This is a genomic window from Paraburkholderia sp. BR10954 (genome assembly GCF_040965775.1).
Classification (GTDB): domain Bacteria; phylum Pseudomonadota; class Gammaproteobacteria; order Burkholderiales; family Burkholderiaceae; genus Paraburkholderia; species Paraburkholderia youngii.
Genome location: NZ_JBFRCK010000028.1, coordinates 93,352 through 106,187 on the forward strand (window position 1 = coordinate 93,352; position 12,836 = coordinate 106,187).

Annotated in this window: 10 protein-coding genes; 1 reads left to right on the forward strand and 9 read right to left on the reverse strand. The window is 63.9% G+C overall.

Annotated features, from left to right (window positions below):
* Positions 1-19: 19 nt before the first annotated feature.
* From AB4Y34_RS30560 to AB4Y34_RS30600, 9 genes are all read right to left on the reverse strand, one after another.
* Positions 20-1,426, reverse strand: coding sequence for an MFS transporter (locus AB4Y34_RS30560; RefSeq protein WP_176378557.1), 1,407 nt, complete (start codon positions 1,424-1,426; stop codon positions 20-22).
* 179 nt (positions 1,427-1,605) lie between these two features.
* The gene (locus tag AB4Y34_RS30565) at positions 1,606-2,601 is read right to left on the reverse strand and encodes a LacI family DNA-binding transcriptional regulator (RefSeq protein WP_368718123.1); all 996 of its coding nucleotides are present in this window, start codon (positions 2,599-2,601) and stop codon (positions 1,606-1,608) included.
* Positions 2,602-2,757: 156 nt separating this feature from the next.
* Positions 2,758-3,642: an SMP-30/gluconolactonase/LRE family protein gene (locus tag AB4Y34_RS30570; RefSeq protein WP_368718124.1), complete on the reverse strand. Its 885-nt coding sequence runs from the start codon at positions 3,640-3,642 to the stop codon at positions 2,758-2,760.
* Positions 3,639-4,406: an SDR family NAD(P)-dependent oxidoreductase gene (locus AB4Y34_RS30575; protein WP_176111590.1), complete on the reverse strand. Its 768-nt coding sequence runs from the start codon at positions 4,404-4,406 to the stop codon at positions 3,639-3,641. The genes AB4Y34_RS30570 and AB4Y34_RS30575 overlap by 4 nt, the downstream gene beginning before the upstream one ends.
* 64 nt (positions 4,407-4,470) lie before the next feature.
* Complete coding sequence (locus AB4Y34_RS30580) at positions 4,471-6,876, reverse strand: glycoside hydrolase family 3 N-terminal domain-containing protein (RefSeq protein WP_368718125.1); 2,406 nt, start codon at positions 6,874-6,876, stop codon at positions 4,471-4,473.
* Positions 6,877-7,157: 281 nt separating this feature from the next.
* The gene (locus tag AB4Y34_RS30585; RefSeq protein ID WP_368718126.1) at positions 7,158-8,288 is read right to left on the reverse strand and encodes an ABC transporter ATP-binding protein; all 1,131 of its coding nucleotides are present in this window, start codon (positions 8,286-8,288) and stop codon (positions 7,158-7,160) included.
* A 69-nt stretch (positions 8,289-8,357) separates the two neighbouring features.
* Entirely contained in the window at positions 8,358-9,188 is an 831-nt protein-coding gene (locus tag AB4Y34_RS30590) for a carbohydrate ABC transporter permease (RefSeq protein ID WP_368718127.1), read from the reverse strand.
* Positions 9,189-9,191: 3 nt separating this feature from the next.
* The gene (locus AB4Y34_RS30595; RefSeq protein WP_368367179.1) at positions 9,192-10,109 is read right to left on the reverse strand and encodes a carbohydrate ABC transporter permease; all 918 of its coding nucleotides are present in this window, start codon (positions 10,107-10,109) and stop codon (positions 9,192-9,194) included.
* Positions 10,110-10,169: 60 nt separating this feature from the next.
* On the reverse strand, positions 10,170-11,402 hold the full coding sequence (locus AB4Y34_RS30600) for an extracellular solute-binding protein (RefSeq protein ID WP_368718128.1): 1,233 nt from the start codon (positions 11,400-11,402) through the stop codon (positions 10,170-10,172).
* Between the two features lie 335 nt (positions 11,403-11,737).
* On the opposite strand from AB4Y34_RS30600, the gene AB4Y34_RS30605 reads away from it, so the two are divergent.
* A complete protein-coding gene (locus AB4Y34_RS30605) occupies positions 11,738-12,787 on the forward strand; it encodes a LacI family DNA-binding transcriptional regulator (RefSeq protein ID WP_176378551.1) in 1,050 nt (349 codons plus the stop codon).
* Positions 12,788-12,836 lie beyond the last annotated feature (49 nt).

Below are 12,836 nucleotides of genomic sequence, written 5' to 3' on the forward strand. Positions count from 1 at the left end.
GAGGGTTGCTGATACGCGCTTATGCGTGCTCTGCGTGTTTCCGTGCGCGCGCCGTCTCGCGGCCAGGCGCGCTGTTTTCATTCGACGTGGCCCGCGTCAGCATCGTGCGCGGCACGAGCAGGATCAGCACGCAGCTGACCAGCAGACACGCACCGAGTGCGTAGGTGCCGTTGTTGATGTCGCCGGTCAGGTTTTTTGCCACGGCGGTGATCATCGAACCAGTAAATCCGGACAGATTGCCGATCGCGTTGATCATCGCGATGCCGGCCGCCGCCGCGGCGCCCGACAGCAACTGCCCCGGGAACGTCCAGTAAATCGGCATCAACGCGAGGATGCCAGCGGTGGCGATCGTCAGAAACGTGATCGCCCACACCACATGATGCGCCAAAGCCGCGCTCATGATCAGACCGACTCCGCCGATCAGCGCCGGAATCGCCGCATGCAGGCGCCGCTCGCCGGTCTTCTTCGAATGCGCGGCGTTCGCGAGCGTCGCGACGATCGCCACGCCGTACGGGATCGCGGTCAACAGGCCGATATGCAGCGGGTCCTGCACGCCGGTCGCCTTGATGATCGACGGCAGCCAGAACGCGAGACCGTAGAAGCCGGTATTGAAGGTGAGCAAGATCGCGACCAGCAGCCAGACGCGCGGATCGCGCACCGCGGAGCCGAAGCGCGCGGTCTTGTGCGCGCTTTCGCGCTGCAGATTCGCCGCGAGCAGGCTCTTTTCCTGGGGCGTGAGCCAGCGGGCGCGGTCGATGCCGTCGTCGAGCGAAAAGTACACGACGAACGCGGTCAGCAGCGACGGCACGCCCTCGATCAGCAGCATCCATTGCCAGCCCTGATAGCCGAGCAGGCCCGCCGTATGTTCCATCAGCCAGCCCGACACGACCCCGCCGAGCATCAGACTGACCGGCATCGCGATCAGAAAGCCGGACATCACGCGGCTTTGGCGCTGCGCGGGAAACCAGAAGTTAAGGTACAGAATCACGCCGGGGAAGAAGCCGGCCTCGCAGAGCCCGAGCAGGAAGCGCAGGATGTAGAACATCGTCGCGGTTTCGACGTGCGCGATCTGCGCGAGCGGCGCGACGAACGCGAGCGCCATCGACACGAGCCCCCACGTGAACATGATGCGCGCGATCCAGAAACGCGCGCCGTAGCGATGCAGAAACACGTTGCTGGGCACTTCGAAGATGAAATAGCCCCAGAAAAACACGCTCGCGCCGATCGCGTACATCGTGTCGGACAGGCCGAGATCGTCGAGCATCTGCAGCTTCGCGAAGCCGACGTTCACGCGATCCAGATACGCAACCACATAGCACAGCAACAGTATTGGCAGCAGCCGGCGTACGACCTTGCGATAGGTCCTTTCCTCGAACTCGTCGACGCGCGCGGTGGGCGCGGCGATGGCGGACGGTACAGCGGTCATTCGTTTCTCCATCAGCGTGTTTTGTTGGCAAATGCCGTTGCCGGCAAAGTTACCGGTAACATTTCTGGCTGTGGATGTTACGCCGGGCTTACCGTCCGGACAACCAAGGGATATCCCTGATCTGTCTGATTAAGGGTAGTTCGACGCATTCGCGGCTTGCGAATTCAGCGACGCGCCCATTACGCGCTATCGCGCGCAATCACCGTGAAATCGATCTTCACCGCTTTGCTGCGATGCACGCCGCCGGCTTCGCGGTCAGCGAGCGCCGCGAGCAGCGTCTCGCCGGCGCGCAGGCCGATGCCGTACGCATCGACCGATACCGTCGTGATGCTCGGCTGACAGCACCACGACACCTCGAAGTTGCCGAAACCGGCAACCGCGATGTCGCCTGGCACCGACAGCCCGCGCCGATGGCACTCCATGATCGCGCCGAACGCCGACATGTCGCTCACGCACATCACGGCCTCGGTATCGGGCCACGTGTCCAGCAACGCGCTGACTGCCGGCGCGCCGTGGCTCATCGTGATCGGCGAATCGCCAAGCCGGATCACGCGCGGCTCGCCGAGGCCCAGCGCCTTGACTTCGGCGACGTAGCCGCGCATCCGGTCGTGCCCGCGCCGGTCGCGCTCGCTGGCGCCCGCGATAAAGCCGATCCGCCGATAACCGCGCTCGTGCAGATGCCGAACCATCGCGCGCGCCGCCGCCGAGTTCGAAAAGCCGACGACCGTATCGATCGGATCGCTGGGCAAATCCCACATTTCGACGACCGGGATACCGGCGCGCTGCAACAGCATGCGCGTCGCGTCGGTGTGCCGGCCGCCCGTCAAAGCGACGCAGCGCGGCTGGTGGCGCAGCATCGAGCGCACCAGCAGTTCTTCCTGTTCCAGCAGGTAGTCCGTATCGCCGAGCAGCAGTTGCAGACCGTGCGGATTCAGTGCGGCATTCAGGCCGCGCACGGTGTCGGAGAAGTTCGAGCTGGACAGCGACGGCACCAGCACCGCGACGAACTCCGAGCGTCCCGACGACAGCGCGCCCGCCGCCGCATCGGCGACGTAACCGAGTTCGTCGATGACCTTTTGCACGCGTTCGCGGGTCGCTTGCGACACGTTGCGGCCCGCGAGCACGCGCGACACGGTCATCTTCGAGACTCCCGCTCGTTCGGCAACATCGGACATGCGGGGCGGGACTGGCGGCCTGGACGTCATGATAGGAATCGGGGCGAATGCGCGGAAGTCATGGAACGCACATGATAGCGGGCCGCTCCTTGCGGAGCGACCAGGCAACGTCAGGGTTGCGTATTGCGGCTTGTCCTGTCGCTGTGTTATGTCGTTTTAACGCTCGAAGCCCACCGTGCAGCGAGCATGAACCTGTCCCGCCACTGGTGCTCGGAACGAGAACAGCCCGCCGGCCCGCGGCTGATGCTGGCGCTCGACGGCAGTCAGCCCCTTCCATGCGGTCGTCACATAGACGGTTTGCAGATCGTCGCCGCCGAACGCGAGCTTCGTCACGTTCGCGCACGGCAACGGCACCTGATCGACCAGTTCGCCCGCCGGTGAATAACGCTCGATCCGCCAGCCGCCGAACAGCGCGATCCACACGAAGCCGTCGGCATCGACGGCCATGCCGTCGGGATGGCCGTCGCCCGAGATCGCGGCGAAGATGCGCTTGCCCGACAGCGTGCCGTCCGCGGCGACGTCGAACGCATAGACCACGCGCCGCATCGTGTCGTTGTGATACAGCGTGCGGCCGTCCGGGCTCATCGCCGGGCCGTTCGTGATCACGTAGTCATCGTCCTGCGCGATCGCCGAGCCTCGCTCGTTCACGCGATAGAGCGTGCCGCTCGGCGCCTCTTCGGCATCGTCCATAGAGCCGAACCACAAGCGCCCTTGGGCATCGACGAAACCGTCGTTCAGGCGGTTGCCCGGCAGATGCGGTTCGACGTCGACGAGCTTGCTGAACTCCCCGCTCGCCGGATCGAAGCGATGCAGGCCGCCTGGCAGCCCGCACACGAACGTGCCGTTAGCGAGCGGCGCCAGAAAACCGGGCTGGTCCGGCGCCTGCCACGTCCGCTGCTCGCCGCTCGCGACGGACAGCCGATGAATCCGGCGCCCCTTGATATCGACGAAATACACGGCGTTCTCGGCAGCCTGCCACAGCGGCCCTTCAGCCAGTTCGGCGCCGACCGCCCATACGCACACAGGTACCTGCATGCTCATTCTCCGTACCACCCTGCGTCGACGAAGTAATCACGGCCGGAGCAGCGCGACGCGTCGTCGGACGCGAGGAACAACGCCATGCGCGCGACGTGCTCGGGCTCGATGCGCAGTTGCAGACACTGACTCGCGACGACCTTCGCTTCGCTTTCCGCCGATTGCCACAGCTGCATTTGCCGCGGCGTCTTCACCGCACCCGGAATGATGCAGTTCACGCGGATGCCCGCGCCGCCCAGATCGCGCGCGAGACCCCGCGTGAGCCCTTCGATACCGGCCTTGGCCGTCATATAGATCGCGAGGTTCGGCAGCGCGAGATGCCACGACACCGAGCCCAGATTCAGGATCACGCCGCGCCCCGCGCGACGCATGCCGTTCGCGGCGGCTTGCGCGCAGAAGAACTGGTGGCGCAGATTCACCGCGATACGGTCGTCCCAGTAGCTCGCGGTGAGATCGCCGATTTCGTGCCGGTCGTCGTTGCCGGCGTTGTTGACGAGCACGTCGATCGGACCTGCCGCTTCGACGATGGCCGCAAACGTGCTTTCGATTGCATCGACATTTTTCAGGTCGCAGCGGCGGAACAGCGGTTGATGCTTCGCGTGGCGAAGCGTTTCCTGCAGCGCGAGCGAATCGTGCTCGGCGACGTCGAGGAAGAACACGCGCGCGCCTTGCTGCGCGAAGGCCTCGACGATCGCGGCGCCGATCCCGCTGCCGCCGCCGGTTACGACGATGGTTTTGTCCGCCAGGCTTGGATAGGTTGCGTACGACATCAGATTTTCCACTTGTAACGAGTAGGACCACACACAGGGCGGCACTCGCCGCCCGACCCGCCGCTTAGGCCACGATCTCGACTTCGCTCAGCATGCGCCAGTTGCGTTCGAGCGTTCTGGTCGCGGAGCCCGCGACCGCGACCGTGCCGCTCAGATGAATGTCGCGGCTCGAACTGCCGACGAGCAGATCGAAATCACCGGGCTCGACGATACGCTCGCCGCGCGCGTCGGTGAAGTTGAGCATATCGACCGGCAGCTTCACGCGCACACGCGCCGAGGCACCGGCCGCGAGCGGCACGCGCGCAAACGCTTTCAGCTCGCGCACCGGCCGCGCGACCGACGCGTGACGGTCACGCACGTAGATCTGCACGATCTCGGTGCCGTCGCGCGCACCGATGTTGTCGAGCGTGAAGCTCAACTCGATCGTCCCGTCTACGATCGGCACTTCGCTGTGGGCGAGCGCGAGATCGCCGTAACGGAACTGCGTATAGCCGAGACCGAAGCCGAACGGATAGCGGCAGCCGAAATGGTATGCAATCGGCGTTCCAGCGCTCTTCAGACGATGGTTATACACGTACGGCACGGCGCCCGCGCTCTTCGGCACCGACAACGGCAGACGGCCGCTGAAGTTGGCGCGGCCCACCAGCAGATCGGCCAGCGCTTCGGCGCCGCGCTCGCCCGGCGCGAACGCCATGATCTGCGCGGCGATGCGATCTTCGAGGCCGCCGAGATTGTACGGGCGGCCGCCCGTCATCACGACGACCGTCGGCGTGCCGCTGTCGACCACCGCCTGCAGCAACGCCTGCTGCACGCCCGGCAGGTCGAGGCTGTCGGTATCGGACCCTTCGCCGACCGTGCCGGACTGGAACAGGCCCGCCAGATCGCCGACGAACACCAGCGCGACGCCCGCTTGCCGCGCGGCCTCGACCGCCGCCGCGATGCCGTCGGTGTCCTTGCTGATCAGTTCGTCGCAATGCGCGTCGCCGGTCAGATCGAGCGACACGTCGCCCGGGAACACCGGCGCGCCCGCGCGGCGTTCCTTGATGATGTCGCAGCCCTGCGCGTGAATCACGCGCTCGTTGCCGAGCAACGCGCGCAGCGAACGCAGCGGCGTCGAGATCGAAGCAGTGGACTGCTCGCCGCTGTTGATCAGATGCACCGGGAAGCTATAGCCGGCGAGGAGCGCGAGCGGATCGTCGGCGGTCGGGCCGATCACCGCGATTTTGTCGGCGCCGTTCGCGTCGAGCGGCAGCACGTCGCCCTGATTGCGCAGCAGCACCGCCGATTCGAGCGCGACCTGATACGCGGTATCGCCCGCGGCCGCGCTCTTCACGTCGACGCGTTCGGGATCGACATACGGATTCTCGAACAGGCCGAGCTGGAATTTCACGCGCAGCACGCGCGTGACGGCGGTGTCGATCGTCGCTTCGGTGATCTCGTTGCGCTCGAGCGCCTCCTTCAGATGCACCGCGCACTCGTGGCCCGGCAGCTCGACGTCGAGGCCGGAGTTGAACGCGAGAGCCGCGGCCGAAGCGCTGTCGCGCGCCACCGCGTGATGGCTGTAAAGCAGGTCGACGCCCGCGTAATCCGCGACGACGAGACCGTCGAAACCCCACTTCTCGCGCAGCGTGTCGTGCAGCAGCGTGCGATCGCCATGGCAGGGCACGCCATCGACGTCGTGATACGCGGGCATCACCGAGCCCGCGTTCGCGAGCTTCACGGCCATTTCGAACGGCAGCATGAACACGTCGTTGAGCTCGCGCGGACCGACATGCACCGGCGCATGATTGCGGCCGCCTTCGCTCGCCGAATGACCGACGAAATGCTTGAGCGTCGCCAGCAGATCGCGCTGTTCGCCTTGCAGGCCTTTCACGTAATGGCACGCGAGCACGCCGACCAGATACGGGTCTTCGCCGAGCGTCTCCTCGGTGCGGCCCCAGCGCGGATCGCGCGACACGTCGAGCACCGGCGCTAGCCCCTGGTGACAGCCGATCGAACGCGCCTGCTCGCCGATGATCGTGCCGACTTCGCCGACCAGTCGCGGATTCCACGTCGCTGCATAGTTCAACGGCGACGGGAACAGCGTCGCGTCCTTGATCATGAGGCCGACGAGGCACTCCTCGTGCGCCATCACCGGAATGCCGAGGCGCGTGTCTTCCACCATCTTGCGCTGCAGTTCGTTGAGCGCGCGCACGCCTTCCTTCGGTTCGACCGTATGCGTGCCGAGCGGACGCGTGATCTGGCCGAGGCCATATTGCAAGATTTCGTCGACCGTGATCTGGTTGGCACTCTGCGCGAAATCGATGCTACGCGCCTTGTGATTGCCATCGGCCGACAGCACCAGCCACGCGGCATGAAGCTGCGCAATCTTTTCGTCGAGTGTCATGCGCGCGAGCAGATCGCCCACGCGCTCTTCCACGGCTGCGGCGGGATTGCGGTAGAGCGGCATCTCACTTTGGCGAAGCAACATCGAAAACTCCTTTTATTTATCCTGGTGTACGAAGCGCATGAAGCGCCGACAAATCCGTTGTTCCTGACAAGCGTGCGGCAGGGCGTTGCTTCGACCCGGAGCCATCCCGTTCCATTTCAGATACCTTTCCGTACTTCGCAGTCCTGCTAATCGACCGAACGCGGCCGCGACTCTAGATTCGCGGTGTTTGATCGGCTGCGGGTCGTTCGGTGCGACTAGCGACGCGGTTCAGTAGGACCGCGCTTGCCTGCTTCGCGCAGCAAAGCGCGGTCACAAGCGGATCAGTGCAGACGCGGCAGCGCGAAATCCTTGTCGTCGAATACGTGGCACGCGTGCGGTGCGAATGCCAACTCGACGCGTTCGTCGTGGTTCACGCCACCGTCGCCGGGCAGTTTGGCGATCATCGTGTTGCCGTCTCGCACGCCACCGTCCACGTGCACGTAGCTGTGCTCGCCCATCCGCTCGACCAGACGCACGGCGCAGCGAATCGACTGCACGCCGGGCTGCGCCGACGGCAGAGCGAGATGCTCCGGCCGGATGCCGAGCGTGACCTGCGAGCCGACGCGCTGCCTGCTGCCGTCGACCTCGGCGCGCACCCGCTCGCCCGTGGTCAGTTCGACCTGAATGCCCTTTTCGTCGACCGCGAGGACCGTGGCCGGCATGAAGTTCATCTTCGGCGAACCGATGAAGCCCGCGACGAAGCGGCTCTTCGGCCGGTGATACAGATCGAGCGGCGCGCCGATCTGCGCGATGCTGCCGTGTTTTTCCATGTCCGCGCCGGCGTGCAGCAGCACGATCTTGTCGGCGAGCGCCATTGCTTCGATCTGGTCGTGCGTGACGTACACCGCGCTCGCACGGTTGAACTCGCGATGCAAACGGGCGATTTCAGTACGCGTTTGCACGCGCAGCGCGGCGTCGAGATTCGACAGTGGCTCGTCGAACAGGAACACGCCCGGCTCGCGCACGATCGCGCGGCCGATCGCCACGCGCTGGCGCTGGCCGCCGGACAGCGCAGCGGGGCGGCGCTCGAGATAGCTGTCGAGTTGCAGTGCGGCAGCGGCGCTGCGCACTTTCTTGTCGATGATGGCCTTGTCGACTTTCGCCTGACGCAGACCGAACGCCATGTTCTCGTACACGCTCATATGCGGATACAGCGCGTAGTTCTGGAACACCATCGCTACCTGGCGCTTCGCGGGTTCGACGTTGTTCATCAGTTCACCGTCGATGCGCAGTTCGCCGTCGGTGATCGATTCGAGGCCGGCAATCATGCGCAGCAGCGTGGACTTGCCGCAGCCGGACGGCCCGAGGAACACGCAGAATTCATCCTTGCCGACTTCGAGGTTGGCGTCGCGGATCACCGAGTTACCGCTCGTATAGGACTTCTGTACGTTAGTGAGAGAGATGCTTGCCATGTCGTTTTTGCGAAGTTCGGTGTGCGGGCCACTGCGGCCCACACGATTCGAGGTGGTGTGCGATGCGGATCAGCCCTTGAGCGAGCCAGCCATCATCCCCTTGATCACGCGCTCCTGACCGAACGCGTAGGCAACGATCAGCGGCAACGAGGTGAGCACGAGGACGGACAGCATCGAAGGAATGTTCGACGCGTATTGCCCCATGAAGTCCCAGATCGCGAGCGGCAGCGTACGGTGCTCGGCCGTCGACGTGAGCATGTACGCGAAGATGAACTCGTTCCACAGGCCAATGCCGTTGAAGATCGTCACAGTGGCGAGCCCAGGTGCCGAAAGCGGGAAGAAAATCCGCCAGAAGATGCGGAACGGACTGCAGCCGTCGAGCTGCGCCGCTTCTTCGAGCTCGCGCGGAATCTGGCGCATGAATTCGGTCAGGATGAAGATCGACACCGGCAGACTGAGCGCCACATACGGGCCGAGCAGCGCGAACGCGGTGTCGTAGAGGCCGAGGTTGCGCGTGAGCAGATAGATCGGCACGAGCGTCGCATGCAGCGGCACGATCATGCCGGCGACCACCAGTCCGAACAGCGTCTTGTCCAGCGAGAAGCGCAAGCGCGCAAACACGTAGGCCGCCATCGCACTGATGATGACGATCAGCAGCACCGACACGCCCACCGTGAACACGCTGTTACGGAAATAAGTGAAGAACGGCCCCTGCAGCACAGCCGCGTAATTGCCCCAGTACAGGTGGCTCGGGGGCGCCCACACGGACGTCGCGAAAGTCTCCTCCTGGCTCTTCAGGCTCGACGCGACCATGAAGAGAAACGGAATCGTCGTGACGGCCAGCCAGATCAGTGCCAGCAGAGGAATCCCCACACGGGGGAAGCGTAGTTTCTTGTTCATGGTTCAGACCTCGGTTGCATAACGGCGGGTGAAGTACATCGACACCGCCGCCACCGTGATGACGATAAGGAACATCGCCGAGCCGATGGTGCTGCCGTAGCCGAGTTGGAACGAACTAAACACCGTGCGATACATGTAGGTGGCCATCACCTCGGACGAGCCTTCGGGGCCGCCACCGGTCATGACGAAGACGAGATCGAAGTAACGCAGCGAGCCGAGCACGGACAGCAGCACTGCCGTGCGCACCGTGCCCTGCAGATGCGGCAGCTTGATGCGCCAGAAAATGGTCCACTCGGATGCGCCGTCGAGCAGCGCGGCCTCGTTGACCTCGGCCGGCATCGACGAGAGGCCGGCGAGGAACAGAATCATGTAGAAAGGCGCGTTCTGCCAGATGATCACGGCAATCGTCGCGCCCAGCGAAAAATGCGGGTCGCCCAGCCAGTCCTTCGCGAGGCCATCGAGCCCGAATGCCTGCAGCGCGACGTTGACCGGACCGAAATTCGGATCGTAGATTTGCTTGAACAGCACGCCGATCGCCACGCTCGACATCAGCAGCGGCAGGAAATAGAGAACCTTCAGCAAGCGCGAGCCACGGCCGGCCTTTTCCAGCAGCACGGCGAGCGCGAGCGCGATCGGAAGCTGGATGACGATCGACGAGACAGCAAGAATCACGTTGTTCTTCAGCGATTGCCAGAACACCGTGTCGTGCGCGAGCCGCTCCCAGTTCGCGAGCCCGATGTAACGGGCAGTGTTGCCGAGGCCGTTCCAGTCGAGCAGCGACAGCCGCAGGCTGGAGACGAGCGGATAAAGCAGGAACACCGCCAGCAGCAGCAGCGACGGCGCAAGAAACACGACCGTGACTAACGTTTGCGACGAGAATCTCAGCCGGCGTTCGGGAGTAGCGGTAATTGCAATATTCACGGGCTTGTATGCCGACCGGCACCTTGCGGTGCCGGTCGGACTTTTCTTTAAGACTAGGGATTAACCGCCCTTCTTCGAAGCGGCTTCCATTTGCTGCGCAGCAGCCTCGGGCGTCAGCGACAGGCCGAACAGAGCCTGCGTGGTGTCCTTGTGCATTTCACCGAGGGCCGGCGGCAGTGCCTGGTCGTACCAGAGCTGCACGCTCGGAGCCGCGGCAAGCAGTTTCTGCAGACGCTGCGTGAACGGATCGTCGATCTTGACGTTATTGACCGGCGGGAGCTTGTGGTCATCCGACGCGCGAGCCTGCATCGCCTGTTCGTCGGTCAATGCCTGGATCAGCTTGAACGCTGCGTCCGGCGTCTTGCACTCGGCCGAGATGCTGAGGAAGCCATCGCCCACCGTGCCGATCAGGTCACGCGGATCGCCCTTGCCACCCGGCACGCTCGGGAACGGGAAGAAGTCGAGATCCTTCGAGAACGTCGGATTTTCGTTGGCGATCGTCGAAGCTTCCCAGGCGCCCATCAGCTCCATCGCAGCCTTGCCCGTGTACAGCAGACGGCGCGAAGCGCCCGAGTCGTAATCGAGACCGTTGATGCCCGGTGCGAACGCGCCAGCCTTCACGAGTTCCTGAATGCGCTTGCCGGCTTCGACGAAGGCCGGATCTTCGAAGCCCTTGCCCTTGCCTTCGATCGCGTCCTTCACGACTTGCGGACCACCGATACGGTCGACGAGGTACATGTAGTACATCGATCCAGTCCACTTGTTCTTGTTCGCGAGCGAGAACGCCGCGACGTTGTGCTGCTTCAGCACGTCGACGACGTGCATCAGTTCATCCCACGTCTTCGGGGGCGTGATGCCGTACTTCTTGAAAACTTCCTTGTTGTAGAAGATCACCGCGGCCGCTGCGTTTTCGGCAGCAACACCGTAGGTCTTGCCGTCGAATGTCGTGACATCCCACGACGATTGCATGAAGCGGTTGCGATACGCCGGGTCCTTGGTCAGGTACGGCGTCAGGTCGGCGATCTGGCCTGACTTCACGTACTCGTGCAGGCCGCCGCCGCCCCAGTTCTCGAACACGCACGGCGGTTGGTTCGCGCCGAAAGCGACCTTCAGCTTCGTCTTGTACGCTTCGTTCAGCACGTGCGAATTCTCGACCTTGTAGCCCGGAACCGCCTTTTCGAATCGATCCGACGCGTCGCGAATGATCTTGCTCGACGACGCATTGGTCTGCTGGTCCCATACCGTGATCGTCTTGGAGTCCGCCGCTAGGGCGTTCGAAACAACTGCAGACAACGAAAACAGCAGCGCCGTCGCGCCGACAATGGACCGCGCTTTAAACAACGCCGGGTACGCCATGTGTGTGTCCCCTCTTCTGGATTTTTAAGAAACCGCCGAAACGTTAACGTTAGCCTTAACGTTAGTGAATGTTAGGCCGATGCGGGAAGTAACGCTATGCGGGATTTTACCTGGTCTCGGCGGGCTGCGACGCAACACTTGTATAAGATTGATTGATTGTGGGAAAGCGGAAATATATAGGGTTCTGCTAGAATAGCGACTACATAAACGGTATCGCTAACGCGATTAGCGAGTCGACCCATCCAATGACCTCTCGCACAGCTCCGACCCGCATGGCAAGACAAACCCCCACACTTGAGCACGTCGCCAAGCTCGCCGGGGTGTCCCAGATGACCGCATCGCGCGCTCTGAACGGCCGTCCTGGCGTGTCGCGCGAAACCCGTGACGAAGTACTGAGAATCGCGTCGGACATCGGTTACGTCGTCAACCGCACCGCGCAGAAACTGTCGGGTGGCCGCAATGGCATCATCGGCATCATCACGCCCACGCTCGACACGCAATTCTCCAGCGAACTGATTCTCGGCGCGGGCCGCGCGGCGCGTGGCGCGGGCTGCGAGATGCTGGTCTACACGGTGTTCGACGAAGATCGTCATACACATCACGACCTGCTCGGACTGATCCAGCAATTCTCCGATGGCATCCTCGCGATTCTTCCGCGCGAGTCGCTGTGCCTCGAGGCGCTCGCCACCGCGAAGGTGCCGGTCGTCGTCGTCGATCAGCGCGGCACGCTGACGGGCTTCCCGTCGGTGTCGGTCGACAACTACGGCGGCGCCTGTCTCGCGGTCGAACACCTGGCGGAGCTCGGTCACAAGCGCATCGCGTTTCTGGCGGGCGACGAAACGATCGAAGGTGTGCGCGACCGGCAACGCGGCTATCACGACACGCTGGCTCGTCTCGGCCTGCCGCGTGAAGATTCGCTGGTCGCCGCGGGCGACCTATCGCAAATGATGGCGTTCGACGTCACGTTCGATCTGCTGAACCTCGCCGAGCCCCCCACAGCGATCTTCACGGCCAACGACCAGAGCGCGTTCGGCGTAATCGCCGCAATTCGCGAAGCCGGCCTGCGCGTGCCGGACGACATCTCGGTGATCGGCTTCGACGACATCCCGATGTCCGAGCAGTTTCACCCGGCGCTCACCACGATCCGTCAACCGTTCCAGCAAATGGCGCGCTCGGCGGTCAACACGCTGCTCGCGCAAATCGCCGGGATCGACGCTGCTTCGCAGCGCATCACGCTGCCGGCGGAACTGGTGGTGCGCGATTCCACCGGCCCTGTCCGCATCAAGCAGCGCCGCGGCCGTCACCAGATCGTTTCGACGTAGGTCGCCGCGCGCACCTTCGCATCCGAAGTCACGAGCGCGCCGCCATGCG

Bases quoted from the DNA above. Each gene is read 5' to 3' on its own strand.
- AB4Y34_RS30590 (WP_368718127.1), bottom strand. From the start codon at position 9,188: ATGAACAAGAAACTACGCTTCCCCCGTGTGGGGATTCCTCTGCTGGCA.
- AB4Y34_RS30570 (WP_368718124.1), bottom strand. From the start codon at position 3,642: ATGAGCATGCAGGTACCTGTGTGCGTATGGGCGGTCGGCGCCGAACTG.
- AB4Y34_RS30580 (WP_368718125.1), bottom strand. From the start codon at position 6,876: ATGTTGCTTCGCCAAAGTGAGATGCCGCTCTACCGCAATCCCGCCGCA.
- AB4Y34_RS30565 (WP_368718123.1), bottom strand. From the start codon at position 2,601: ATGTCCGATGTTGCCGAACGAGCGGGAGTCTCGAAGATGACCGTGTCG.
- AB4Y34_RS30605 (WP_176378551.1), top strand. From the start codon at position 11,738: ATGGCAAGACAAACCCCCACACTTGAGCACGTCGCCAAGCTCGCCGGG.
- AB4Y34_RS30575 (WP_176111590.1), bottom strand. From the start codon at position 4,406: ATGTCGTACGCAACCTATCCAAGCCTGGCGGACAAAACCATCGTCGTA.
- AB4Y34_RS30560 (WP_176378557.1), bottom strand. From the start codon at position 1,426: ATGACCGCTGTACCGTCCGCCATCGCCGCGCCCACCGCGCGCGTCGAC.
- AB4Y34_RS30585 (WP_368718126.1), bottom strand. From the start codon at position 8,288: ATGGCAAGCATCTCTCTCACTAACGTACAGAAGTCCTATACGAGCGGT.